Origin of the sequence: Pseudoalteromonas amylolytica (assembly GCF_001854605.1) — a bacterium.
GTDB lineage: Bacteria > Pseudomonadota > Gammaproteobacteria > Enterobacterales > Alteromonadaceae > Pseudoalteromonas > Pseudoalteromonas amylolytica.
Genome location: NZ_MKJU01000005.1, coordinates 153,971 through 179,359 on the forward strand (window position 1 = coordinate 153,971; position 25,389 = coordinate 179,359).

Genomic DNA, 25,389 nt, shown 5'->3' on the forward strand with positions numbered 1-25,389 from the left:
TGTCCCTATCAAACTCAGTAGTAGCACTAAAAAAAACGCTGTTTTTTTGTTCAGACGGTATCGAATATTCAAAACGGAAAACTTATTGGACCAGAAACAGAGTCATTACAACAAGTTCCTTTACTTATTGCAATAGGTAACTTTACTTAATAAATATAACCACTTGTTTATAAAGCTTTATTAACAAGAAATTATGAATCTAATTGACTCCTTTTATTTTCTTGAAAAACACGGACAATTGACCTTATTGAAATGGCGGTTGAACACCGTGTTTTACTCAGAGTAAATAAGTCATGTTAATAAAAAATTTGTCAAAATTAGTGGCGGTTGCCGCACTAGTGAGCTCATCTCAAGCAATAGCTTGGGGCCAAAATGGTCATCGTATTGTTGGAGAATTAGCCGAGCAACATCTAACGGCTACAACCGAACAGGCCCTCACTCCACTGCTTGAAGGAGAGTCGCTTGCTCAGATATCAACTTGGGCCGACGAAATGCGCTCTGACAGCAGCAAGTTTTGGAGCAAGACTTCTTCTAAGTGGCACTATATTAACGTTTCAGACGCCGACAACATGCACCAGCATGTTCATCACAACATCTCTTCAAAAGAACAAGTAAAGAATATTCTTGATGGCATTTATTACGGCATCAACACGCTAAAGTCAGACTCTACATCAATTGACGAAAAACGATTTGCTCTGCGCTTTTTAGTACATTTAGTTGGTGATAGCCACCAACCTTTCCATGCGGGTCGCGCAGCCGACCACGGTGGTAATAAAATTGACGTTACATTCTTTGGCGACAAAACCAACCTGCACAGCACATGGGACACTCGCCTTATAGAAAACGAACGCCTTTCTTACACTGAGTTTACAAATTTCATAAAAACGTCAAATAGCGCTATTATTGAAGACTATTTGAACAGTGAACCTGCGGACTGGTTATTAGAGTCGCATCATATCTCTGAAAAAATTTATAACTTAAATGAAACTGACATAAGTTACGGTTACATTTACAAATATATGCCTACTGTTAAGACTCGCTTACAACAAGGCGGTATTAGACTCGCAGGCTTATTAAACCAAATTTTTGATAAAAAGGCGCAGCCATTAAAAGAAGCGCTTAAGACTTCTAAAACTGCTGATTAAATAACTAGTAAGCTCTAAATTATACGGGAAACAACATAATGAAAACTCTTTTGCGCAAAACTTCGCTATCCCTCGCGATTGCTGCAAGTTTAGCTACCAGCGGTGTTGCATTTGCCAATGACACGGCATCAAGCCTTAAAGGACAAGTTGTAGGTCCACAAGGCAACCCAGCAGCTGGTACTAAAATTACCATTATTCACACCCCTTCTGGCTCAGTTAAAACAGCCGTAGTTAATGAAAGTGGTGTTTTCTCAGCAAAGGGCCTTCGTGTAGGCGGTCCATATCAAATCATTGTAGACTCAGATAAATTTGAAGATACGATGCTTGAAGACATTTACCTGTCTCTTGGTAAAACCTACCCTGTTTCTGTGCAATTGAAGTCACAACAGAACATGGAACAAATCGTTGTAACAGGCCGCCCTATTACAGCGCAATCTGGTGGTACAGGCCCTGCAACACACTTCTCACTGGCTGAGTTGCAAAGCAAGCCTGCAATCAACCGTGATATCAAAGATATTGTTCGTACAGACCCTCGTATATACGTAGATGAAAGCAGCTCTGGTGCGATTCAATGTGCCGGCGGTAACCCGCGTTTCAACAGCTTAACTGTTGATGGTATGCGCATGAATGATAACTTTGGTCTAAACAGCAATGGTTACCCTACTGAACGTATGCCGTTCTCATTTGACTCAATCGCACAAGTAGCGGTTGAGCTTGCGCCATTTGATGTTCAATATGGTGGCTTTACATCATGTAATATCAACGCAGTAACAAAGTCAGGTACTAACAGCCTAACAGGCGGTGTGTTCTTCGATTATACCAATGACTCACTCTCAGGTGACACAATCGAAGATCAAAAGCAAAATATCGGTGACTACAACGAGAAACGTTATGGTTTCAATGTTGGCCTGCCGCTAATTGAAGATTCACTGTTCTTGTTCACCAGCTATGAAAAGCTAGAAGGTTCAGAAATTTTCGAATATACGCCGTATGCCAACGGTAAGATCTCAAAAGCAGACATTGATGAGATTGTAGCTATCACTAAAGATCTATATGGCTATGATGCAGGCTCTATGATCCCAAGTATGCCTGTTGAAGACGAAAAGCTATTGGTGAAGCTTGACTGGAACATCAATGAAGACCACCGAGCAAGCTTTGTTTACAACTACAACGATGGTTACTCACTGTCTCAATCAGACTCTGGCTCAGATAGACTTTCACTATCAAACCACTTTTATGAACGTGGTGCAGAACTACAATCATTTGTGACCTCACTCTACTCTGATTGGAGTGATGTATTCACCACTGAAATACGCGTCGGCTACTCAGAGCTTGATAACCGCCAAATCTCTTTAGACCGTGCATCTGGTTTTGGTGAGTTCCAAGTTGATGTTGGCGACGTAACGGTTTACTTAGGCCCTGATGACTCACGTCAAGCTAACAAGCTTAAATACGATAACCTATCTCTTAAGTTTGCTGGTACATACTACCTTGATGACCACGAGCTTTACTTTGGCTATGAACGTGAAGAGTTAGATGTATTCAACATGTTCGTACAACATAACGAAGGTGAACACCGCTTTAGCAGCATCGATGCACTTCGTGACGGTGTAGCCCGTGTATACTATGGTAACGCCTCAACTCATAACCCAGCTGATGCAGCAGGTGAGTTTAAGTACGCGTTGAATACTTTGTACTTCCAAGATAAGTTTGACCTTATCGACTACGATATGACCATCACAGCAGGCCTTCGCTATGATTGGTACACAAGTGATGACGTACCAGCCCATAACCCGAATTTCCAAGAGCGTTTTGGCTTTTCTAACCAGCAAAACCTTGACGGTGTTGACTTGTTACAACCACGCTTAGGTGTCAACTGGGTGTATAACGACCAGTTAGAACTGCGCGGTGGTATTGGTCTGTACTCAGGTGGTAACCCGAACGTTTGGATCTCAAACAGCTATTCAAACGACGGTGTTCGTAACATTCAAGATAGCGCACGTGACGTTCAGCTACTTGGTCCTGATGCAGTTGCGTTCGTAGACGGTGGCAAGCCAGGTTACGCTATTCCGCAGTCGCTATATGACGCGATCAGCGCAGGTGGTGTAGACGATAGTACAAACGTGACAGACCCTGATTTTGAAATTCCTTCAGAGTGGAAGTTCTCGCTAGGTGCTACATATATCACAGAATCAGATTATGTATTCACAGCAGATTACTTGTACACAGACAAGCAAGATTCAGCGATTATCAAAAACATCACTTTGGCAACAGATGAAACAGCACCAGATGGTCGTCCAATTTATAACGACTCGCTACACTCTCGTGAGTCTGACTTAATGCTGACCAATGTGAAAGGTGATGACGGTTACAGCCATGTTCTATCATTCGGTATGAACAAGTCGTTCGACAACGGCATAGACCTTGCCCTTTCATATGCTTATACAGTTTCACAAGATGTACACCCAATGGGCAGCTCAGTTGCGTTCTCTAACTTCCATAGAATTGCAGCATATGACCCACAAAACCCAGGTGTTTCTCGCTCTGACTATGAAGTGCCTCATCGTGCAACTATGTCTTTGTCATACAGCCATGAGTTCTTCGACGGACTAGACACTAAGTTCAGCCTATTTGGTCAAGCAAGTGTTACAAACCCTTACTCATATACGTTTAATAACACAGGCATGTTCGGTTTTGCCGATGAAAAGCGTGACTTGCTGTACGTACCAAATGCAGATGATGCATTGGTGGTATATGGTGAAGACTTCGACAAAGCAGCATTTGACAAGTGGGTTGAGAGTGAAGGCTTGAAACGCGGTCATATTCAAGGTCGTAACTCACAAGAAGGTGAATGGTGGGTAACGTTTGACCTTAAAGTTGAGCAAGAGTTTGGTGGTTTTGCAGAAGGTCATAAAGGCTCAGCGTTCTTTGTCATTAAGAACGTTGGCAACTTGCTAAACGACAATTGGGGCACATTAGAAACCGGTAGCTCGATGCAAAACGCGGTAACCGCTTCTATCAATGACAATGGCCAGTATGTATTTGAAAAGTTCAACAACCCATCAGGTACAGACTTTGAAATAAAGCCATCGTTATACGAAATTCGCTTCGGTGTTAAATATAACTTCTAAGCGCTAAACCCTATCGATTGAATTATTAATACATAAGTTAAACACGGTTAGTCTCCCTCTCGGAGCTAATCGTGTTTTGTTGTGATTAATCTACCTCAATTAATAGGTACAATAGTTTTACAGCTAAATATTGCTTTGTTCAGGGACGCATCAAATTAGCTTTTATTAATTGAAATCAACATAACCTAAACACACGGGAAACAACACAATGAAAAACGTTCGCTTAACAAAAGTGGCCGGCGCTTTAGCATTAGCTCTTGGCGTATCAGCAAGCGCGTTCGCTTCTGACACTTCATCTGCAATGCGTGGTAAAATCACGACTCCTTCAGGGGACGCTGCCGCAAACGTTAAAGTTACTGTTATTCACGAGCCAACAGGCACAGTCAGTACTTTTACTACTAACGAATCTGGTGCGTTCATCGCAAAAGGTCTTCGTGTTGGCGGTCCTTACCGCGTAGTACTTGATTCTGACAAGTTCTCTGATGCGCAACTTGACAACATCTTCCTTGAACTTGGCGATACTCACCGTATCATTAACCAGTTAGAACCACTACAACAAGTAGAAAAAATTGAAGTCACTGGTTATAAAATCGTTCAGCAAGCTGGCGGGTCAAACAGCGTATTTGGTGCTGATACAATTGAAAATGCACCAAGCTTCAACAATGACATTAAAGACGTAGCTCGTATCAACCCATTAGCAAGCATTAATGGTGACGGCGAACTGACTATTGCTGGTAACAATCCACGTAGTAACAGCCTAACTGTTGACGGCATCGGCCAAAACGATGACTTTGGTCTTTCAAAAGGTGGCTACCCAACTGTACAACCTCCAGTAGCTCTTGATGCGATTGAGCAAATCTCTGTTGACGCTTCTCCTTTCTCAGCTAAAAAAGGTAACTTCGGCGGTGGTACAATCAACGCTGTTACTAAGTCAGGTTCAAATGAGTACACATTCACAGGCTTTTACGAGCACAGCTCTCCAAGCTTAGGTGGTAAAGTAGAAAACATAGAACAGGTTTTCGACGACCGTGATCCCGTATTAGATGAAGACGGACACAGAACTTATAATTCTAAGAAAGTAAAAACTGAAGTCACTGAAAAGCGTTTGGGCTTCAGTACGGGTGGCGCTATCATCAAAGATGAGCTTTTCTACTTCGTTAACTACAACGCATGGAGAAAAGAAAAAGAACTAGGTTACGGCTTTGCAGGCTCAGGTGCAGAAAAAGAGTTTGTTGCTAGCCAAGCCGATTACGACCAGTTTATCACGACTTTAAATGACGTTTATGGTATCCAAGACACGGTTGGCGGTAACCCTGATGACAGCAGTGACAGTATCCTTGTTAAGCTAAGCTGGAACATCAACGATGCTCACCGTGCTGATTTTACTTACCAGTGGCAAAACGAAGAAGAAGTCAGAGATTACCAAGAAGACGACAATGAAACTGTGCAAATGCAGTCTAGTCTTTACACAATGACTTATAAGTTCAACAACTTTGCAACGAAGATTTATTCTGATTGGTCTGATGACTTCACCACTGAATTTGGCATTGCGTATAAAGATGTAAGTAATGTCAGCCATACAAATTCTGACTTGGGTCAAATCAACGTATATTTAGATGGTGGTCGTGGTGCTGGTTTTGAGTTTGGTGCAACGGAATTCCGCCACAACAACGTTGGTGAAACTGAAACTTTAGAATTAACGTTCGACGCAACTTACCTACTTGGTGAGCACGAAATAGGTTTTGGTGCTCAGTATAAAGACTTACGTCTTTACAACCTCTTTGCAGAGAACTCTCGTGGTTCTTGGACATTTGGCAGCTTAGAAGATTTCGCAAATAAGAAGCTACACATTAGCAGAGATGATTATCGATTCAGCTATGGTAATGCGTACACCAATGATGCCAACGATATGGCGTATGACTCAACGCGCAACCAATTTGCACTTTACGTTGAAGATAAGTTCTACCCAACAGATGATTTAGAAGTAACGGCAGGTCTTCGTTATGAGCGTTTATCTTCAAGCGATGAAGCTCAGCTAAACCAAAACTTCCTAAATACCTATGGCTACTCAAACACTGAAAACCTAGATGGTTTAGACATCATCTTGCCACGTGTTGGATTCAAGTACTACGCGACTGAATCACTAACCATTAACGGTGGTATTGGTCGTTTCCAAGGTGGTATTCCAAACGTTTGGTATAATGCACCATTCCAAAACGATGGTATTACTTATGTAACTGCGCCACAAAATGCAATTAATGATTACTTTGCAGGCGTTGAGCAAGTTGATATTACCCGTGTACCTGATGATATTAAAAACTCATTAGTACAAGGTGCTGGTAGCACAAACTACACAGATCCTAACTTCGAACTGCCTTCAAGCGTTCGCGCACAGGTAGGCTTTGAGTATGATTTCGACTCAGCACTACTAGGCGATGGCTTCAAGTGGACAGCTGAACTTGCTTATCACAAGAAAGAGAACGAAGCTGTATGGCGTAATACGGCAATCACACCGGTGGGCACATCTGCAACAGGCCGTGTTATCTATGAAAGCATCTACGAAGATAACTTAAAAGACAACTTCGATATCATGATGACTAACTCAAAAGAGAATGGTCGTTCTGTGATCTTCAGTACGTCACTTGCAAAAGAGTGGGACAACGGTCTTTATGTTTCAGCAAGCTACACGCACCAAGACGTTGAAGATGTAAACCCAGGAAGTTCATCTCGTGCTCAAAGTAACTACCAATATGCGACTGTGCACAGCCGCAACGTTGACCTAGTTGGCCGTGGCCACTACGAAGTTGAGCACAACTTCAAGCTTACTATGAGCTACAACACTGAGTTCTTCGATGGCTATGCGTCTAAATTCAACGTATTCTTTGAGCGTCGTTCAGGTCGTCCATTTAGCTACACTATGGGTCAATTCCGCGATGGTGACTTAGGTGATACCCGTGACTTTAACAGCACGACGGCATATCTTGCATACATCCCATCAGGTGCTGATGATGCCAATGTAAACTGGGATGAGTCTAGTCTTTCTTGGGCTGAGTTAGAGAGACTGTTAAACCGTGCGGGTATCTCTGAGCGTGGCCAGTTGCTTGACCGTAACACAGGCACACAGCCTTGGGTTACCACTATGGATGTAAGCTTCAAGCAAGAAATCCCTGGCTTCTACAAAGATCATAAGGGTGAGTTCTACGTAATGATTGAGAACTTCGCTAACCTGCTTAACAGCGATTGGGGCGTTGAGAAGAAGCTTCGTTTCTCAGACCAAGCTGTTTATGACTTCGGTGGCCTAGACGATGACGGTAAACTTATCATCGAACCGCGCTATAAAGGCGCAGATGTTCGTAACTACACTGAAATCAGTGAAGCATCTGCATGGAGAGCGAAAATCGGTATCCGTTACACGTTCTAATCACCATTTGATTAGCGTATAAATTTTTAAAAGGCCAACATCATGTTGGCCTTTTTTATTGTTTATCAACTTGCTGCTCTATTTTATCCATAACATGTCGTAACACCTGCTTTTCATCATCAGAAAGCTCACTTAACAAGCCTTCTTCCCACTCAAGCGCCTTTGGCGAAAGTTGTGCATAAAGCGCCTCTCCGCCTTTGGTTAAGCTTAAGAGTTTTGCGCGCTTATCATTGGGATCTGCACAAAGCTCAATAAGTTGTTTATCCGTTAGCTGCTTCACCGCCCGCGACATGGTGGATTTATCAATCTCTGCGAGATCACACAAGCGCTTTGCAGAGCACTGCTTTTGCTGCGCCAAATGCGCAATCACCCGCCATTGAGGCACAGTTAAACCCGCCTGTTCAAAATAAACCTCAGAGAAAGCGGCACTTACTTTATTTGCCAGCTTCACCAGTCTATAAGGTAAAAATTCGTCTATTTTTAGTGACATCTCACTCAACTCTTAGCCATACGCCCATACATGCGTAAACAATTATATACAAAAGGATCATTGAAAGACACTTGATAATACTCTCACATGAGAGTATCTTAACCCTATCTACTAAGGAGTCAAAGACTATGAGCAACGAATTTCAATACCTAACAGGCTTTGGTAACGAGTTTGAAACTGAAGCACTACCGGGTGCTTTACCAATCGGCCAGTTTTCGCCACAGAAAGTAAAATACGATCTATACGCAGAGCAATATAATACCACTGCGTTTACAGCCCCACGTGCAGACAACCGCCGTAACTGGTTTTATCGAATTCGTCCTTCAGTCGTACAAGGTGACTACCAGCCAATGGATAACGGTTTGGTACGCACAGCACCTATCACAGAAGTGCCGACACCACCGACTATGCTCCGTTGGAACCCTATCGAAATTCCAGCTGAGAAAACCGATTTTATCGACGGGTTAGTTACCATGGCAGCCAACGGTAGTGCGAATGGTCAATCCGGTATTGGTATTCACGTATACGTGGCAAATGCTTCAATGGAAGGTCGCTACTTCTACAATGCGGATGGTGAACTCCTATTTGTACCACAACAGGGTGAACTCGTGCTTCACACCGAGTGTGGTAAATTGGCCATTCGTCCAGGCGAAATTGCTGTTATTCCTCGTGGTATTAAATTCTCAGTTGAGCTTATCAGTGACCAAGTGCGTGGTTATATTTGTGAAAACTATGGTCATCCGCTTATTCTTCCTGAACGTGGTCCTGTAGGTGCAAACGGTTATACCAACGAACGTGACTTCCAGTATCCTGTGGCTGCGTTTGAAGATAAAGAAGGTGATTTTGAGCTAGTTGCTAAGTTCAACGGTAACCTATTCCGTTGTGATATCGGCCACTCACCTCTTGATGTTGTTGCATGGACAGGTAACAGCGCACCTTATAAATATGACTTAGCCCGTTTCAACGTCATGAACACAGTGAGCTTTGACCACCCAGACCCATCAATCTTTACTGTACTGACTTCGCCATCAGGTACTGCTGGTGTGGCAAACGTTGATTTTGTGATCTTCCCACCTCGCTGGATGGTGGCAGAAAATACTTTCCGTCCACCGTATTACCACCGTAATATTATGAGTGAATTCATGGGCTTAATCGAAGGTGTTTACGACGCAAAAGAGCATGGTTTTGTACCAGGAGGCATGAGCTTACATAACTGTATGTCTCCACATGGCCCTGAAGCGGATGTATTTGAGAAAGCGTCAAATGCGGAGCTTGAGCCGCAGCGCTACGAAAACACGCTAGCGTTTATGTTTGAGTCTCGCTATGTTATCTCTCCAACTAAGTATGCCCTTGAAGGCAAAGAGCGTCAGCCAAATTACGCCGATTGTTGGAAAGGCATTAAAAAATACTACAAAGGCGCGTAAGCTAAGCCTGATAGAAAAATTCACAAGGCACTCATAATGAGTGCCTTTTGTCGTGATTAAGGAACAAGCAATGAAACTATATACTTACTTTCGCTCATCCGCAGCATACCGTGTACGTATTGCTCTTAACCTAAAAAACATCCCTCATGAGTTGGTAGGTGTAAACCTACTCAAATCAGAACAACAAGGTGAAGCGTATACGAAGAAAAATCCACAGGGCTTGCTGCCAGCACTTGAAACAGAACAAGGTGTGCTAGCGCAATCTCTTGCTATCTTAGAATGGCTAGAAGAAACCCACACAGATACTCCACTACTGCCAAATGATCCTTGGCAAAAGGCACAAGTACGTAACTTCTGCTATGCAATTGCTTGTGACATCCACCCTATCGATAACTTGCGCGTACTGAAGTATCTCAGCCAAGAACTAAATGTCGACGATGAACAGAAGAATACTTGGTATCGTCATTGGGTCATTGAAGGGTTTAAGAAGCTTGAAGCTATGCTAGGTGATTCACCGTTCTGTTTTGGCGATAAACCAACGCTTGCTGATGTTTGCTTGGTACCACAGGTATTTAACGCATTACGCTTTAAAGTGGATATGACACCATTCCCGAAAATTGCCGCTATTTACCAGCGCTGTAATGAAATGGCTGCATTTAGTGACGCTGCGCCAGAGAACCAACCTGACGCGCAATAGAGTTTACTGTAAAGCACAGTGAACCTGATCTAAGTGCGAGATCAAGTCCAAGCCCAGATCGGTAAGATAACCGCCATCTGGGCTATCTATTATGCCTTTGTCATAAAGCCTTTGCGCCGCATCACGCAAACTTTGCTCCGCATTACTATGTATTTTAATCCCTTGATGCATACTGGTTCTGGGAAACTTCGCCAGTAATGTTAGCTCTGCCATCATATTTTGATCAAACGCCATTGCGATCCCCTTCTTTTATTTTAATCTTGTTATATAGTTAGCGATATCGTGTCATGCATAGCGTGCACTTAAATTGCGTTAATTTAAGATTAGCCAACTCTGGGAGTTCTGCCATGAAATCACTTATTTATATCGCGCTATTTACATTATTATTAACAACAACTCAGGCGCGTGCAGTTGATACAAATCACAAAAATGTGACTCTACTGGAGATGCCGTACAACGTTTGTTGGTATCAAGGAGTACAGTACAGTGAAGGGTCGCTCATTAAACAGTTAGAGCATACTTTTGTTTGTACACATAAATATGTAAACCAACCGCAAAGTCAGTTGGTGTGGCTAAAGGCCGATAAAGAAGGACAACCCATTAGGCTAGACCCAGTAAAGACAATCAGGGTAAAATAGGCGTTTTAAGATTTAGGTGATGTAATGACACAACAACAGCCCAATAACCCTCTTCATGGCGTAAAACTAGAAGATATCATAGTTAAGCTTGAGCAAGAATTAGGCTGGAAAGCGATGGGAGAAGTGGTCAACATTCGCTGTTTTACTCATGATCCGAGTGTCAAATCTAGTCTGAAATTTCTACGCAAAACGCCTTGGGCAAGAGAAAAAGTAGAGCAATTATATTTAGATACTTTTCATGGTTTTGTGTGGCCAACCATAAAGAAATGAACAATCTCATTAGCCTGCGCACAGCTTATTTATACAAGGCATCGTGCGCGCGTATGATTTTATTTTTCGTACTCGTTGATAGCTCTTTATTACACGCAAAATACAGCTGAGAACCGAAGTTTGGCAAGGTGTATAACTTTTCAAGTTCTTTAGCGAGTGGTTCCGTTTTACTCTTATACTCAAACTGGATATCACTCAAAATCACTAAGTCGAGCAAACCTTTACGCGTAGCCAGCAATTCAAACACATTGTCGAACGTAGAGATGATCAGCAAGTGCTGCTCATCTACAAAGCCGTTTTCTTTTAAATATAAATGACTGAAGTTTTGCCTAATCACCGCTGTTTTATATTGCTTTGCATCTTCAAGCGAATTTATCGAGTATTTTTTATCCCGCAAGCCATAGAATGACACGCTAAACTGTCCTAAAGGAAACAACCAATCAAAAAGCTTTTCACGGGATTGTGCACGAGCAATAGAAAAAATACAGCTGTTGGAGTTTCGTTGGGCTGCATTGTATGTAACTGACCATGTATCTACATTGATACTGTAGTCAATTTCTGCATTATTCAGCACCCTTCTCACTTTATCTGCGGCGGAGCCAACAAGGTCACCACGTTCATCAGTATACTGAAAGTAAGGAAATTCTTCAGTTAACACATTGAGTTCACTTGCACTAACTGCGTATGAAAACACTGTCAATATGATTAACCATGCACGCATGTAACAACAACCTGTAACCCTGTGGACTAACAAGAAATATAGCGTATTTACCAGAATTACAACAGAATTGGCTAAGGAATGTAGCTGTTTGGAACAGGTAATGCTTAAATCACTACCTGTTCAAAATGCGAGAATGAATTATCAAGCGTTGTTGATTGCATCAATTAGAAATGCGGATATCTTAGCGCCTTCACGCAACGTAGTCTCAGAGCTAGACTGACCAACTAACGAGCTATCTGTAAATGGCGCAATTTCCATCATATCAGCGCCTGTTATAGGAAACTCAGCACGCAGCGCACGTAAAATAGTCATCGCTTCATCTGGGGTCATACCATTCCCCTCAGGCGTGCCAGTAGCAGCAGCAAACTCTTCATCAAGTGCATCAATATCAAAGCTCACATATAGCTCATCTACTTTATCGACTTTAAGCTGGGCAATCACTTGCTGTACTATCGCATCGGCTCCCTGTTCACGAATTTCATGCGCCCAGTGTTGTTTCACTCCAAAGGTAGACTCCCAGTGTAACTTATCTTTACCGCTTGAACGTATGCCAAACTGGATCAAATGGTGGGGCGCAGGAAGGTACTCTAGTATATGTGTACACCAAGAACCAAAACACAAATCAATGCCCAAGCGCTCTACCAATAAATCCGTATGCGCATCAAAATGAATAATAGCAGTACGCTTCCCCGCATCTCTTTTGGCTTTTAGATAAGATTTGGTCAACGGATAGCTTATTGAATGATCCCCACCAATACCAAAGATACCTTTGTCAGGGTGCTGTTGATAAAAGCCATCACAGACATCTTCGGTAATCGACAACGGAGAGACGTAGTAATCGCTGCTAGCGTCTTGATAAAGTGCTTTTTGACAGTTGCTGATTGTCGCTTCATTCAGATACTTATCGTGAAGCAAATGCGGAATAACACGCACATCACCTAAATCAAAAGCATTGATGTGAGGGTGTTGCTCGATGAGTGTTGAGCGCAAAAATAACGGTCCCCAGTTGGCCCCACGCAAAATACCCCCACCACAGTCAGAGCTAATGCCCAAAATCGCCGCTTTGTATTCGCTGTTCTCTAGTGTGGTTAAAGACTCTTTCCAAAGAGCATCGACACCGTCTGTTTGACCATATAGTTTAGTTCTTAACGCGTCCTTTCTTTCTTTTGCTGTATTAACGGTAAATACGCCGTCCCCAGGAGGACATAAACAGTGTTCGAGTTTCTGTTGGAATTGTTGCTTTGTAATTGTCATTTAAAACCTCCTAAGATAACGATTCTTGCATATTCATGCGTTTAGCTGCTTTGACGAATATTATGACTGACTTCGATGATTGCCCGTTTTGGTGCATTGTGCCAAATTTAGCTTTACTTTCATGAATTAATTAAAGCCATATAAAACAAAGCATTAAGCAGATTACATTTTCTCAATAAATGATAAAACGCAATGAATAATGTGAACTTGCAGGAGGTATAACATCGTTATGAACAAAGTCAACCACGGTCCAAAACCTAAATTTTGCGACCGTGGTTTTATATTCACTACAGATGAATAGTTAAGGGTTACTCATACCCTCTTGGTTTTTTAGTTTTGATAATTGCAATATAACCGTGCCAACTGGCATAACTCAACAACGGCATAATCACGATAAAGCCGGCAGTGCCGGTTAAAAATCCGACCAAGACTAACGTCACGATAATGCCACACCACACAAGCATTGCACCCACGTTAGATTTTACCGCATGAATTGAAGTAACCACCGCGGTCATGATATCGACTCTGCGCTCCATCATAATTTGTGGCGTAAATGCCGAAATAGCAAATACAGATACCATTAATATGCCCCCAACCAAAGTGCCAAGCGTTAGAAACGCTGACAGTTGTTCAAAGGTAGGGTTTGTTACATTCGGATATAAGGCATGGATAAGTGCGGCAAGTCGCATCCAGACGATCATAATCACCATCAAAAGTACAGCAAAGCCCCATTCGCCCGCTGGGTTTCTAAACATAGATTTTAGGCTGTGAGTAAAGGTAGGCGTATGGCCTTTTTCTAGCTCCCACGCTACATCATACAAACCCGCAGCGAAAGCTGGGCCTATCAATGCAAATGCTACAACCGCAGGTAGTATCACAAGGTGCGTACCAGATTGATACACAAGCCACATTATAGTGGCGGGTATTAGGGTAAATATTAGCCCGTAAATTAAACTTAGCACCGGCGCTCTGGCAATATCTTTTAACGCTAGAGCCAGCCAATGAAAGGGAGAAAATGTACTTATTTTATTACTTTCAAAACAACGCGCAAATTCCGTATGTTTATCAATCGGTGCTGATGTAGGCATAGTGGTTCCTCTTATTATTGCTACACTTTAGGTTTAGAAGATGAGCAATAAAGTTGCAAGTAAGCGAGTAGGCACATAAGCTAAATCGGACATCTGTCCTGTACTTTAATGCTGTTAATAACAAACATTACGCTTTATACAAAAATAAGGTTTACTATGGACAAGGTATTTCATTTAGGGCTAAACAAACAAGCACTTAACGGTGCGACTTTAGCCATTGTACCAGGCGATCCTGAGAGAGCTAAACGCATAGCTCACAAACTAAGCGATCCTATCTGTTTAGCACAAACACGTGAGTTTCATGTGTACTTGGCAACGCTGCGTGGTCAGTCAGTGGTGATTTGCTCAACAGGTATTGGTGGACCTTCTACCTCTATTGCCGTTGAGGAACTGGCTCAACTTGGGGTTCGGACATTCTTGCGAGTAGGAACAACTGGTGCCATTCAACCACATATTAATGAAGGTGATGTGCTAGTTAGCACTGCGTCTGTAAGATTGGACGGTGCCAGCCAACACTTTGCACCTTTGAGCTACCCAGCTGTTTCTGATTTTCATTGTACACAGGCTATGGTTAACGCGTGTATTGAGCTGGGCGTTGACCATCATATCGGCATTACGGCTTCAAGCGATACATTTTATCCTGGTCAGGAGCGTTACGATACCTACTCAGGCTATGTGAGTAAAGCCTTTCAGGGAAGTTGCCAAGAGTGGCAAAACCTCAATGTTATGAATTATGAGATGGAGTCTGCGACTTTATTTACCATGTGTGCGGCGTTAGGACTCAAGGCTGCCTGTGTGGCAGGTGTGCTAGTTAATCGAACCCGTCAAGAAATTCCAACGGTCGACCATGCTAAAGTTGAGAATGACTCTGTAGCAGTGGTTATCAAAGCGGCTGAGTTGTTACTATAACTTAGCGCGCCACAGTCGCCTCAATCACTTATAAAGCCTGAGGCGACTGAACATCTAATCTCACTCCATTTCCGCCAGTACGTGCAGCAACGCCGCATCCGTAGCATAGCTTTTCAATACTGCATCAGCCACAGCTTGCTGATTCTCATATCCCTTGGTCTCGACTAGAGTAATCGCGTTTATCGCTACCTCATCAAGCTTTAATCCGGCTAAGGCGAGTTGACTCAATGCCCCCTGCATAGGAGACAAACTTGGACTATAGGCCGCATTCTCCGCATAGCGACCGTAAAATTGTCCGTGGGATTGCGTGCTTATTTCTACCGCTGATAAATTGCCTGTATACGGCGCATACGCGTTTTGTAGATGTGTTTTAAGCGTATCACTAATTTCATGAGACAAGCTTTTAATATTGCTTTGAGTGCTTGCTAGTAAACGCTGGGAGTTGTCTAAATCTTGTGGACCAAAAGCACTGGGCAATAATTCTTTCAAGCTGGTATTCAAGGTTGGCAACATGATGGCAAGTTCTGCACACTTATCTAGTTCATTCATAAACTGTCGGCAATAGCCACATGGGGCATCACTGATGGCCATACGACTGATCTCATTGGCACCATTTAGCCAAGCATTATTTATTGCTGATTGTTCAGCGTGTACCACCAAACTTAATGCCTGATGAGAAAACTCTAAGTTTGCTCCCAAGTACGCACCTCCAGTTGTCTTATCATAAGCAACTGCTCCAACGTTAAAATGTGAAATAGGAGCCTGAGAAAAGGTAGCAGCCACAGGTAATAAAGCTTTTAGAAGTGTATCTAGATCACAACTGAGTTGCGCTTGTAGCTCATTCAGTTGTGCGTGAGAAAAGTGACCGCGATTGCGTTTTGCTTGCTGTTCTAGTTTTTTTAATTGTTGCGGATTAAATACTGCCATTATTAAAACATGATTGATTAATGGCAGCACAGTTTAAGCAGATTCTACAAATTACACAACCATTGCTTTGCAGATTTAAAGCACTCAAAATTTTCTGCATTAACGTTGTAGCGCCTTGCTTTTTGCAAAAATAAGTCATGCATATAGCCTTCGAAGCCAACGACTCGAGCAACTGTGAAATCACGCAGGTAATGGGCAACTTTCGGCATAAAGTCAACAATATCTATCGCCGCAAAGCAATGCTCTACGTCACTTAAGTCAATTAGAATCTTCGAGCTGTTATGCACTTTTGCATAATCGTTCGCTATTTGATAGACATTCACCACGTCCTCTGCATTAACGCGGCCACGTAGCGTCATCAAGATCAAAGACGTCGTATCATCGTAAGTGATACTGGTAGAAAGAGTAGACATTGAACCTCTAGTCAAAAAATGCCCCTGCGTCGGAGCAATAAAAAAGCCATCTGGTATAACCAGTGAACGATTTTATGTTAGCTAGATACAATGTCAATAAATTAACCATAAAAAACGATAAAAACCCAAATAGACAACCCAAAAGGGTGAGTTTTACCTCACCCTTTTGTCAATGACCGTTAATTATTTGTGATTAGCCCGTGTTACGCATACCTGCGGCTATGCCAGTCATTGTGATCATCAGTGCATTGTCTATGTCTGCGCTGTGACCTGTTCGAGCTCGATTTAGCAACTCCACTTGTAATACATTAAGTGGGTCGGTATAAGGGTTGCGCAATGCAATAGACTCTTTTATCCATGGTTGAGCTGATAGCAACGTTGAATCTGGGGCGAGTCTTTGTACCAAGTCCCGCACTTGCTCAAGTTCATTTCTAAGCTTTTGGCCAAGAGGCTTTAATTCATCATCCACAAGCCCCTGCTCGTAATGTTCACTAAGCCAGCTATCCGCTTTGCAAAATACCATTTCCAACATTTCTAGACGAGTTCTGAAAAATGGCCATTGTGTGCTCATATGTTTTAGCGTTTGTTCTCCATAGCGATCCACCGCTGCTTGTAAACCTTGTAATGCCCCTAGCCACGCTGGCAACATCAAACGGTTTTGACTCCAAGCAAAGATCCAAGGGATCGCTCTGAGGCTTTCCACACCACCTTGCGGGTTACGCTTAGCAGGTCTTGACCCAAGTGGTAGCTTGGCCAGTTCAACCTCAGGTGTTGCCATTCTGAAATACGGTACAAACTGCGGATCTTCGCGTACGATACTGCGATAATGCGCGCAAGATGCCTCTGTAATTAGCGCCATAACCTCTTTCCAACTCACCTCAGGTTGTGGTGGTGGTAAAAGGTTACTTTCAATAATGGCACTACTATATATCGCCAAGCTTTGGGCGGCCACTTTTGGCAAACCAAACTTAAAGCGGATCATTTCACCTTGTTCTGTTACCCGTAGCCCATTTTTAAGCGAGCCTGGCGGCTGGGAACGAAGCGCTTGTGCGGCAGGCGCCCCACCGCGACCAATTGTACCACCACGTCCATGGAACAAATTCAGCTCAATGTCTTGCTTATCGCACAGTTCCACCAGTTTTTCCATGGCGCTGTACTGCGCCCATCCTGCTGCCATCATTCCAGCATCTTTGGCGGAGTCTGAGTAGCCAATCATAACAAACTGTTTACGGTTAATGTGTTGACGATACCATGATTGCGCAAACAGCTGAGTCATCACTTCCGCGCTGCGATTAAGGTCATCTAATGTTTCAAACAACGGCGCAACAGGCATTTTGAACTTACAACCACTTTCTTGTAATAGTAATTCAACCGCCAATACATCAGATGCATTTTGCGCCATAGAAATAATGTAGATACCCAGCGCCTGCGCATCTTGATTGGCAATAACCTCAAAGGTATCTAGCACTTCTTGCACATTACTACTTGGGCGCCAATGTTTTGGAAGCAAGGGGCGTCGAGAGTTAAGTTCAGCAAGTAAAAACGCCTGTTTGTCTTGCTCTGACCAATCCGCATACTTGCCCAAGCCCAAGTAACCGGTGAGTTCACTGAAGACTTCAGTATGGCGAGCAGAATCTTGTCTTATGTCTAACTTACACAGATTTATGCCAAAACAATTGAGACGGCGCAAAACATCTAGCAGCAGGCCATTGGCTATCACTCCCATGTTCACCTGCGTCAATGAGCGGTAGATAAGCTCCAGCGGTGCTTTTAATTGTGATACATGAGTTATTTTGTCTTGCTTTTTACTCGGCTCCTGTTTGATTTTATGCTCCAATGCTGCGATGGTTTCGCTCACTTGCGCTTTGAGAATTTTGAGTAAGTATCGATATGGCTCATTATGTGAGCCCACTTGCTCTTTCAATTCATCGCTTGCGCAGTGCATTGAGAGTTCGGCACTGAGTTTATCTAAATCTCTGTAGTACAAATCAAGCGCCATCCAGCGTCCATGGTCTAGAACCGTTTGGGTAATTTGAGCGGTCACAAAAGGATTGCCATCTCTGTCTCCTCCCATCCACGATGTGAAAGAAACAGGAGAAAAGTCTTGTGGCAAATTAAGCTCAAGAATTTCATTGCTATAACGATGAAATTGCCTGATAAACAAAGGTACGGCATGCCACAGGCTGTTTTCAATAACAGCAAAACCCCATTTTGCTTCATCGAGAGGGGTTGGTCGCTTGTCTCGAATGTCATTGGTATGCCACGCCTGACTGATCAGTTGTTCTATTCTATTGTACAAATAGTCCTTGTGATGTTCGTCAAGCTCGTGCAGTTCTAAGGCCTCTAAACACTCACTCAATTCAACATGTTTACTGATAATGGTGCGCCTTGTTACCTCCGTCGGATGGGCTGTAAGCACAAGATCCATTTTCAAATTGGCAACCGCATCCGCCACCTCATTGAGGTTAAGTTTACCATTATCAAGTTGCACTTTAAGTTCGCTTAGCGTGTGCTTCAACGCACTCAGTGCCCCTTGCGGTGCGCCTTGTTTCGAAATGGTATGGAATTGCTCAGCGACATTCGCAAGATTCAAAAAGTGGTTAAAGGCACGCGCAACAGGCAATAATTCTTCATCGGTAAGTGCGTGTAAAGTTTCGATAAGTAAGGCTCTATCTTGCTCGTTGCCACTGCGAGATGATTTTGAAAGCTTACGGATTTGCTCAACCTTATCGAGCACTTCTTGGCCTTGGGCTTGCTTGATAGTTTTTCCTAGCAACTCCCCCAACATACTGACATTTGTACGTAATGTTTGATATTGCTCAGTCATGATGCATCCTTTGTCGATATTTTATACTACTCACTATACCGAGATTAATTCGATTTACGAGCGATCTGTTTGTTCGTTTTTAACGTAAGTTACTCTAACAAAGTTAGTCAACGATTTGATATGAAAATATTTTATGATGGTCGGTGTCCATTGTGCGTCGCTGAAATGAAGAAACTACACCAGTTCGATCACCACAAAAAAATCATGCTAATTGACTTGCATGACGAAAATTTTGCAACTCACTATCCACACATAGATAAATGCAAAGCGCTACGCATATTGCATGCGCAAAGCGATGATGGACAGATTTTTCTGGGCCTAGATGCGACATATCAAGCCTGGAAAATCGTTGGCAAACATCGCTGGCTTAAAGTGTTGCGTATTCGGCCCATACGTTGGATTGCCGATGGCTGTTACTGGCTTTTTGCCAGAAATCGTATGCGTTTGTCTCATCTGTTATTACCAAACCGCTGTCAGAATCAAAGGTGTGATCTCAATGACTAACTCTGCAATCATCATTATTGGCGCAAGCAGTGCTATTGCCAAAGCATTTATAAGCGAGCAACATAAACGCTATCCACAGCATCCTATCATCACGATTAGTCGAAGCGCGCTGGAAGATCTAAGCGAATATGATGACGCATGCCAAAGCGAATCTTTTAAGGCGTTTCATGAGCATATCGTTTGCGATAACTCGCCAGTTGAAATTACCAAAACCGTCAAAACCATTGCAGCCCAAATTACCAATGCTCAAAGCGTCACTATTTTCAATGGCCAGCTTCATAATGCCCACTTCAAACCAGAAAAACGCTTGGAAGACATTCACAGTGACTATTTGCAGTGGCTATTTCAAGTGAACACCATCACCCCACTGCTTTGGCTTAAATATATTGGTGAACACTTGGGCCACTCCAGCAAATGTGTGCTCACTTGTCTCAGTGCGCGAGTTGCCAGTATTGATGATAATTCAGTCGGAGGCTGGTATGGTTATCGCGCGAGCAAAGCTGCGTTAAACATGGCGGTAAAAACCTTCGCTATTGAGCTGGCTCGTCGTGCTAAACATTGTAAATGTGTACTTTTTCATCCGGGTACAACCGACACCCCTCTGTCTAAACCCTTTCAAAAAAATGTCCCTAACGGCAAGTTGTTCGACCCACAATTTGTAGCTGGGCAATTAAGCGATTTGCTCGCCCAACGAGTTATCAATGGCCAAGTTGACTACATTGACTGGCAAGGTAAAGCGATTAATTGGTAAAAGTGGTTCTCTCGATTCTTACAGGAAAGTTTATGCATATTTGTTCAACCGATATCGATAATCTAGACAAGTTAACCCGTGTAAATTTAATTAACTCACTGAGTGGCTTTAAAAGCGCAAACCTCATCGGTACTGCTGATAAGCGTGGGCAAGAAAATCTATCCATTGTCAGTTCTGTGTTCCATATTGGTGCGAATCCGCCACTGATAGGTATGATCATTCGTCCCCATTCTGTGCCTAGGCATACACTAGAAAATATAATTGAGACAGGTGTTTATACTATCAATCATGTACATAATGAAATAATTGAACAAGCACACCAAACCTCCGCTCGTTACGACAAGCATATTTCTGAGTTTGATGCCGTTGGCTTGCAGGCTCAATACAAAGGTTCATGTAAAGCGCCCTTTGTTTTGCAAAGCAAACTAAAAATAGCGGTAAAACTTATGAGCACTCAAACCATTGAGTTGAACCAAACAGAACTAGTAATAGGTCAAATCACAGATATTTACTTAGAAGACGACCTTGCATACTGTGATGATGGCTTTGTGGATTTAGAACGTTTAAATACCGTAGCGCTCAGTGGGCTAGATAGATATCACAGCACGAGCGCTATTACGCGTTTAAGCTATGCAAAATGTGATAAACCCCTATCACACATCACGATACCGCCCAAAGTTAAAGATCAAAAAGAACCTTGATACAAAGTTTATTATTAGTAATATGGCTAATAAAATACCAAATGCGCCCAGAAGCCATGATTTAACAGCTAAGGTTTTAATCTTTACTTGCACTTAGCTTACGATTAGTGGTCCAATATATTACTTTGTTTGTATTATGGTGATCCAAACTTTTATAGAGTTTTGGTATTCTGAATACAACCAGCATTATGAAATATTCAGGAGGCATAACATGTGGTATTCAAGAGTGAGACTCGCCGTATGTATCGGCATGTTAGCTTGGACAGCACCCTGTAGTGCAAGCCTAGAATCAGGGATCGAAGCCGCTAACAGTGGTCAGTTTGAGGTAGCGCTTAAGGAATTTCGATACCTAGCAGATATGGGCTATGGTCCAGGTATTTACGAGTTGGCCAAAATGTACCAAGGTGGCCATGGGGTTCCTAAAGACCTTCGCAAAGCAGCGCAGCTACTGCAAGATGCGGTCAATACCGGTGTCGCCGATGCCATGTTTGACTTAGCTGTTATGTATGAAAATGGCGAAGGGGTAAAACAAGATAAGCAAAAGGCTGTCGAACTCTATACCCGTGCAGCTAAAAAGAACTTAGCGGCAGCACAATTTAATTTAGGCGTTATGTATACCAACGGTGATGGTGTCATTAAAGATTATCACACTGCGATGGACTGGTATGAAAAAGCCGCAGCCAGCAATTATACCCTTGCCCAGTTCAATTTAGCCTTGATGTATTATCAAGGGCTTGGGGTTAGCAAAAATATTGAAAAGTCTTATATTTGGAATACAGTTGCTGAATATAACGGCAGCCGTCAAGCGGCCAAAAGCCGACAGTTGGATGAGCAACAGTTATCTCCTTCACAAATTGAGCGAGCGACTGAAAAAGCCACTGATATTTACTATAAAATTCAAGAACGTAAGTACATCCCAGAAGCAAGGCCCCGTAAAGCTGCTTACTAGAATTAAACGTTAGTCAATGGCTTTGCCCATTGACTAACTATTTAAGCATCAACTTTTTAACTAAATTAATCAGTATCTTAGATTGCTTCACCATAAGCTTGGTTCGTAGCTGAGTTTTTCTATCGCTATGCAAAATGCTTTTCGCGTGGCTCACAGTCAAGAACCCTTCTTTTGCATGATATTGACCCATACCAGAGTTCCCTACTCCACCAAAAGGTAAATCTTCAACGGTAACCTGAAGAACAACCTCATTGATTGCAAGAGAGCCAGTACGTATGGTTTTGTTCGCCCTATCTATTAAGTTGTCATCATTGCTGAACAGGTATGTTGCCAGTGGCCGCTCACCCAGCTCCACTTTTCGCAAAGCGGCATCAATATTATCTACAATCACAATCGGTAAGAGAGGCCCAAATATCTCATTTTGCATCACGGCCATATCTTCTTTGACGTCTGTGATTAAATGTAACCCCATCCTTTGAGGCTGATACTGCGTCTTAATTGGCGGCCATATAGTCGCAGCCTTTTCTTGTGCATCATTTAACACCTGATGCAGACGACTGAATTGCTTTTCATTGATGATGCTGGTTATCTTTGAGTCATTTTCCTGATCAGGATAGTAGGCTTGGTAACACGCCTTTAATTCATTAATCAGCGGCTGTGCACATTGCTTTGTAACCATGACATAATCGGGTGCTACACATATTTGCCCCGCATTGAGTAACTTACCAAACAATATGCTTCTTGCTGTGTGGGCAATATCTGCGTCATCAGCCACAATCACCGGCGATTTACCACCAAGTTCTAATGTCACAGGCACCAAGTTTTCAGCGGCTGCAGCCATAACCTTCTTGCCTATTTCACTGGCACCTGTAAAAAATAGATGATCGAACTTCAATTTTGAAAATGCCGCAGCGACGTGGTGATCTCCTTCAACAACAATGCAATGCTCTTGTATGTCAGCAAATATGTTTCTAATGACCTGATTTACATTAGGTGTAAACTCACTGAGCTTTAGCATCACTTTATTGCCAGCAGCCAATGCCGTAATGACTGGCGTTAATGCAAGCTGTATTGGGTAGTTCCATGGCGCAATGACACCCACAACGCCTTTTGGCGCATATTGCACATGTGCTTTTGACGGCCACAGCAAAAAGCCGGCTTGCCTTTTGTCAGGCTTCATCCATCTTTTTAGGTGTTTTAAAATGTAGTCAAACACACTCAGAGTTGGAATTACATCTCCAAAAATGGAATCAAACTCAGTCCTGCCATTAAAGTCTTTATCAGCGGCCGCAACCAAGGCGTCACTGTTATCAACAACACGACGCCTAAGTGTGTTTAACAACTCACACCTTGCTTGATAGCTCTTGTAGGGCTCTTGCAAAAAACCAGCCTGCAGTGACATAAGTTGTTTATTTAGCTCTGATAATGACTCTACTTGCATATGCTATATATCCATATTAGTGATTAGACCACTATAACAAGCGCTCAAAAGAACGCAATATATTCACTTTATATGACCATACACACAAAGGTGAGGCGTTATACGGTGCGCGGTTTTCAGATGTAAACCTACAACTAGCTCGTTTTAGTACATGATGTGATTACTTTTATTGTTTTAGATATAGGATATGTGTCAGAAGTAGGCCTTCGTAACGCCCAACTAAGGGGCTGATAAAGCTTGGCTAAAATGTGTAGCGAAGCGGAACGCAGCCAACTGTTACGTGCCCTTGTTTATTTTTTTGTTAGCTACCGATACAACTTGGTAGGCAGCTAACCCGTACCATACAAGAGTAATTGCAACCCAAATTCGTTGCGTAACTCCTTTATACTCAATAGGCATGAATCCATAACTAAAGAACCAGAAGAAAACAATATGAATTAATGTTATTAAAACACAGAAATTTTGGAAGTTTTTTGAGGAATAATATTCACGCATTTCTAAGGCAAATAAAACAGGAACTACTATTAATATCGTTGTTAGACCATACAGGTCATGCAATGGACTACCTAATATAAATATACCAGCAAAAATCCATGTTATGCCAAATGAAAACATGGTTAAAAAAGTAAATTTGGCTCTAGCAATCGAAAGACAAGCTATTGCGAATAGGCACATAGATAAGCCAATTAACACATCAGCAAGTCTATGAGAGTAAGCAAAAAACTGAGCTTCCAAAGCTAGTTCACTAATATGTTGAGATACAACACTATAACCTGATACCAATAGCCCAACGAATATGTTGTAAAAAGCGAATACAGGGATAAACATCGCTTGTTTGACTGCTAATAAGTTATTTTTATTCAATGAGTTCTCCAAATTTCTAAAGGTATCTAAGCGTATTGCGTCCTTTGCTTTTGGCGTTTGTTATACGCCTTCCCCCAAAAAGCCAAGATACATTAGTACACAGCCAGCCGAAAGCGCGAAAACACCTAATGGACGAAACCAAACACCAATTTTGGATGTTAATATTGCAAATCGTTTGTGCTGCTTAGAGCCGACTAAAACTAAAAAGATACTAACAAAGCAAAGAATGATACTAACAAAGCAAAGAATGATACCCAGCACCAAAAATAACACTGGATATGCAGAATATTTTGACTGCCAAATGAATAATAGCCCAACAATAAGACGACTAGCTATTTCAAAGTTGTGGAACCAAGATTTACTGCTGAACTCTGAAATGCCATTTGCAAAAGCGATTGGCTTCACGAGCATGATGCCACCCAGAGCAAACATACCTAAACCAAATAGAGCTAATATCATTCAAACATTCCGTGGCACATAACAGCATATTATCGAGAATTCTTGTTAACACTCAATATATCTCTTGCCGAAATTATCATAATACGATTCTTAATAATCTAATTATTAATAACTTACACATAGCTACAAGCAATTACAATTGTTTAGACTACCCTATAACCGACAATTTACTTAATTGAGAATGAATAACATTACATAACGAGACTTGATTGTGTTTACGTCAATACTTTGAATGTCGGCTGGTTCGCTCATACCCGCCTCCACAGGTTCAACCTCTCTACATAGCAACTAGGCCGCGAAGCCTAAGCTTGCTTTAGGCAGCGAGCTTAGAAACTCTTTGATATATAACGGCAAAAAGTAGCTAT

General features: G+C 42.4%; 23 protein-coding genes. 12 read left to right on the top strand and 11 right to left on the bottom strand.

Translation table 11 applies throughout. The features are described from left to right. The first annotated feature begins 293 nt into the window (after window positions 1-293). The 3 genes from BET10_RS01375 (at window position 294) to BET10_RS01385 (ending at window position 7,697) form a co-directional block, all read left to right on the top strand. Window positions 294-1,145: a S1/P1 nuclease gene (locus BET10_RS01375; protein ID WP_070983030.1), complete on the top strand. Its 852-nt coding sequence runs from the start codon at window positions 294-296 to the stop codon at window positions 1,143-1,145. A 38-nt stretch (window positions 1,146-1,183) separates the two neighbouring features. Further along, complete coding sequence (locus BET10_RS01380; RefSeq protein WP_070983031.1) at window positions 1,184-4,276, top strand: TonB-dependent receptor; 3,093 nt, start codon at window positions 1,184-1,186, stop codon at window positions 4,274-4,276. A 208-nt stretch (window positions 4,277-4,484) separates the two neighbouring features. Further along, window positions 4,485-7,697: a TonB-dependent receptor gene (locus tag BET10_RS01385; RefSeq protein WP_070983032.1), complete on the top strand. Its 3,213-nt coding sequence runs from the start codon at window positions 4,485-4,487 to the stop codon at window positions 7,695-7,697. A gap of 55 nt (window positions 7,698-7,752) precedes the next feature. Here the strand turns inward: BET10_RS01385 and BET10_RS01390 are convergent, their stop codons facing one another. Next, window positions 7,753-8,187, bottom strand: coding sequence for a MarR family winged helix-turn-helix transcriptional regulator (locus tag BET10_RS01390; RefSeq protein ID WP_070983033.1), 435 nt, complete (start codon window positions 8,185-8,187; stop codon window positions 7,753-7,755). 128 nt (window positions 8,188-8,315) lie between these two features. Between BET10_RS01390 and hmgA the strand changes: the two genes are divergently transcribed. Next, entirely contained in the window at window positions 8,316-9,611 is a 1,296-nt protein-coding gene (gene hmgA, locus BET10_RS01395; protein ID WP_070983034.1) for a homogentisate 1,2-dioxygenase, read from the top strand. 70 nt (window positions 9,612-9,681) lie between these two features. Further along, a complete protein-coding gene (gene maiA, locus BET10_RS01400) occupies window positions 9,682-10,308 on the top strand; it encodes a maleylacetoacetate isomerase (RefSeq protein ID WP_070983035.1) in 627 nt (208 codons plus the stop codon). A gap of 3 nt (window positions 10,309-10,311) precedes the next feature. Here maiA and BET10_RS01405 read toward each other — a convergent pair whose 3' ends face one another. Next, a complete protein-coding gene (locus tag BET10_RS01405; protein WP_070983036.1) occupies window positions 10,312-10,542 on the bottom strand; it encodes a TIGR02647 family protein in 231 nt (76 codons plus the stop codon). A gap of 113 nt (window positions 10,543-10,655) precedes the next feature. Here BET10_RS01405 and BET10_RS01410 point away from each other — a divergent pair, with 113 nt between their 5' ends. Further along, entirely contained in the window at window positions 10,656-10,946 is a 291-nt protein-coding gene (locus BET10_RS01410) for a DUF1496 domain-containing protein (protein WP_070983037.1), read from the top strand. A gap of 24 nt (window positions 10,947-10,970) precedes the next feature. After that, window positions 10,971-11,216 carry a VF530 family protein gene (locus BET10_RS01415; protein WP_070983038.1) on the top strand — a complete coding sequence of 82 codons (246 nt, stop codon included), beginning with the start codon at window positions 10,971-10,973 and terminating at the stop codon, window positions 11,214-11,216. A 25-nt stretch (window positions 11,217-11,241) separates the two neighbouring features. Here the strand turns inward: BET10_RS01415 and BET10_RS01420 are convergent, their stop codons facing one another. From BET10_RS01420 to BET10_RS01430, 3 genes are all read right to left on the bottom strand, one after another. Continuing rightward, on the bottom strand, window positions 11,242-11,937 hold the full coding sequence (locus tag BET10_RS01420; protein WP_070983039.1) for a type 2 periplasmic-binding domain-containing protein: 696 nt from the start codon (window positions 11,935-11,937) through the stop codon (window positions 11,242-11,244). 141 nt (window positions 11,938-12,078) lie between these two features. After that, window positions 12,079-13,191: an arginase family protein gene (locus BET10_RS01425; RefSeq protein WP_070983040.1), complete on the bottom strand. Its 1,113-nt coding sequence runs from the start codon at window positions 13,189-13,191 to the stop codon at window positions 12,079-12,081. 308 nt (window positions 13,192-13,499) lie between these two features. Beyond that, window positions 13,500-14,279, bottom strand: coding sequence for a DUF2189 domain-containing protein (locus BET10_RS01430; RefSeq protein WP_070983041.1), 780 nt, complete (start codon window positions 14,277-14,279; stop codon window positions 13,500-13,502). A gap of 156 nt (window positions 14,280-14,435) precedes the next feature. On the opposite strand from BET10_RS01430, the gene udp reads away from it, so the two are divergent. After that, window positions 14,436-15,188, top strand: a complete 753-nt coding sequence (udp, locus tag BET10_RS01435) for a uridine phosphorylase (RefSeq protein WP_070983042.1) — start codon at window positions 14,436-14,438, stop codon at window positions 15,186-15,188. A gap of 60 nt (window positions 15,189-15,248) precedes the next feature. Here the strand turns inward: udp and cdd are convergent, their stop codons facing one another. The 3 genes from cdd to ppc all read right to left on the bottom strand — a co-directional run bounded on the left by cdd (window position 15,249) and on the right by ppc (window position 19,355). Beyond that, the gene (cdd, locus tag BET10_RS01440) at window positions 15,249-16,115 is read right to left on the bottom strand and encodes a cytidine deaminase (protein WP_070983043.1); all 867 of its coding nucleotides are present in this window, start codon (window positions 16,113-16,115) and stop codon (window positions 15,249-15,251) included. 44 nt (window positions 16,116-16,159) lie between these two features. Further along, a complete protein-coding gene (locus BET10_RS01445; protein ID WP_070983044.1) occupies window positions 16,160-16,528 on the bottom strand; it encodes a hypothetical protein in 369 nt (122 codons plus the stop codon). Window positions 16,529-16,721: 193 nt separating this feature from the next. Beyond that, window positions 16,722-19,355: a phosphoenolpyruvate carboxylase gene (ppc, locus tag BET10_RS01450; RefSeq protein WP_070983045.1), complete on the bottom strand. Its 2,634-nt coding sequence runs from the start codon at window positions 19,353-19,355 to the stop codon at window positions 16,722-16,724. A gap of 120 nt (window positions 19,356-19,475) precedes the next feature. Here ppc and BET10_RS01455 point away from each other — a divergent pair, with 120 nt between their 5' ends. The 4 genes from BET10_RS01455 to BET10_RS01470 all read left to right on the top strand — a co-directional run bounded on the left by BET10_RS01455 (window position 19,476) and on the right by BET10_RS01470 (window position 22,260). Next, window positions 19,476-19,859 (top strand): thiol-disulfide oxidoreductase DCC family protein, encoded by a 384-nt coding sequence (locus BET10_RS01455; protein WP_070983046.1) that lies wholly within the window; start codon window positions 19,476-19,478, stop codon window positions 19,857-19,859. Further along, window positions 19,852-20,610, top strand: a complete 759-nt coding sequence (locus BET10_RS01460) for an SDR family NAD(P)-dependent oxidoreductase (RefSeq protein ID WP_070983047.1) — start codon at window positions 19,852-19,854, stop codon at window positions 20,608-20,610. The genes BET10_RS01455 and BET10_RS01460 overlap by 8 nt, the downstream gene beginning before the upstream one ends. Before the next feature lie 32 nt (window positions 20,611-20,642). Continuing rightward, the gene (locus BET10_RS01465; RefSeq protein ID WP_070983048.1) at window positions 20,643-21,311 is read left to right on the top strand and encodes a flavin reductase family protein; all 669 of its coding nucleotides are present in this window, start codon (window positions 20,643-20,645) and stop codon (window positions 21,309-21,311) included. Window positions 21,312-21,522: 211 nt separating this feature from the next. Further along, window positions 21,523-22,260, top strand: a complete 738-nt coding sequence (locus BET10_RS01470) for a tetratricopeptide repeat protein (protein WP_070983049.1) — start codon at window positions 21,523-21,525, stop codon at window positions 22,258-22,260. 37 nt (window positions 22,261-22,297) lie between these two features. Here the strand turns inward: BET10_RS01470 and BET10_RS01475 are convergent, their stop codons facing one another. From BET10_RS01475 to BET10_RS01485, 3 genes are all read right to left on the bottom strand, one after another. Next, window positions 22,298-23,701, bottom strand: coding sequence for a coniferyl aldehyde dehydrogenase (locus BET10_RS01475; RefSeq protein ID WP_070983050.1), 1,404 nt, complete (start codon window positions 23,699-23,701; stop codon window positions 22,298-22,300). A 276-nt stretch (window positions 23,702-23,977) separates the two neighbouring features. Beyond that, entirely contained in the window at window positions 23,978-24,565 is a 588-nt protein-coding gene (locus tag BET10_RS01480) for a DUF998 domain-containing protein (protein WP_083330386.1), read from the bottom strand. Between the two features lie 60 nt (window positions 24,566-24,625). Beyond that, entirely contained in the window at window positions 24,626-25,024 is a 399-nt protein-coding gene (locus tag BET10_RS01485) for a hypothetical protein (protein WP_070983051.1), read from the bottom strand. Window positions 25,025-25,389: the final 365 nt, after the last annotated feature.

Coding starts and splice junctions, on each gene's coding strand:
- BET10_RS01420 (WP_070983039.1), bottom strand. CDS start 11,937: ATGCGTGCATGGTTAATCATATTGACAGTGTTTTCATACGCAGTTAGT.
- BET10_RS01460 (WP_070983047.1), top strand. CDS start 19,852: ATGACTAACTCTGCAATCATCATTATTGGCGCAAGCAGTGCTATTGCC.
- BET10_RS01485 (WP_070983051.1), bottom strand. CDS start 25,024: ATGATATTAGCTCTATTTGGTTTAGGTATGTTTGCTCTGGGTGGCATC.
- BET10_RS01410 (WP_070983037.1), top strand. CDS start 10,656: ATGAAATCACTTATTTATATCGCGCTATTTACATTATTATTAACAACA.
- udp (WP_070983042.1), top strand. CDS start 14,436: ATGGACAAGGTATTTCATTTAGGGCTAAACAAACAAGCACTTAACGGT.
- BET10_RS01475 (WP_070983050.1), bottom strand. CDS start 23,701: ATGCAAGTAGAGTCATTATCAGAGCTAAATAAACAACTTATGTCACTG.
- BET10_RS01380 (WP_070983031.1), top strand. CDS start 1,184: ATGAAAACTCTTTTGCGCAAAACTTCGCTATCCCTCGCGATTGCTGCA.
- BET10_RS01415 (WP_070983038.1), top strand. CDS start 10,971: ATGACACAACAACAGCCCAATAACCCTCTTCATGGCGTAAAACTAGAA.
- BET10_RS01445 (WP_070983044.1), bottom strand. CDS start 16,528: ATGTCTACTCTTTCTACCAGTATCACTTACGATGATACGACGTCTTTG.
- hmgA (WP_070983034.1), top strand. CDS start 8,316: ATGAGCAACGAATTTCAATACCTAACAGGCTTTGGTAACGAGTTTGAA.
- BET10_RS01470 (WP_070983049.1), top strand. CDS start 21,523: ATGTGGTATTCAAGAGTGAGACTCGCCGTATGTATCGGCATGTTAGCT.
- BET10_RS01385 (WP_070983032.1), top strand. CDS start 4,485: ATGAAAAACGTTCGCTTAACAAAAGTGGCCGGCGCTTTAGCATTAGCT.
- maiA (WP_070983035.1), top strand. CDS start 9,682: ATGAAACTATATACTTACTTTCGCTCATCCGCAGCATACCGTGTACGT.
- BET10_RS01430 (WP_070983041.1), bottom strand. CDS start 14,279: ATGCCTACATCAGCACCGATTGATAAACATACGGAATTTGCGCGTTGT.
- BET10_RS01465 (WP_070983048.1), top strand. CDS start 20,643: ATGCATATTTGTTCAACCGATATCGATAATCTAGACAAGTTAACCCGT.
- BET10_RS01455 (WP_070983046.1), top strand. CDS start 19,476: ATGAAAATATTTTATGATGGTCGGTGTCCATTGTGCGTCGCTGAAATG.
- BET10_RS01425 (WP_070983040.1), bottom strand. CDS start 13,191: ATGACAATTACAAAGCAACAATTCCAACAGAAACTCGAACACTGTTTA.
- BET10_RS01390 (WP_070983033.1), bottom strand. CDS start 8,187: ATGTCACTAAAAATAGACGAATTTTTACCTTATAGACTGGTGAAGCTG.
- cdd (WP_070983043.1), bottom strand. CDS start 16,115: ATGGCAGTATTTAATCCGCAACAATTAAAAAAACTAGAACAGCAAGCA.
- ppc (WP_070983045.1), bottom strand. CDS start 19,355: ATGACTGAGCAATATCAAACATTACGTACAAATGTCAGTATGTTGGGG.
- BET10_RS01405 (WP_070983036.1), bottom strand. CDS start 10,542: ATGGCGTTTGATCAAAATATGATGGCAGAGCTAACATTACTGGCGAAG.
- BET10_RS01375 (WP_070983030.1), top strand. CDS start 294: ATGTTAATAAAAAATTTGTCAAAATTAGTGGCGGTTGCCGCACTAGTG.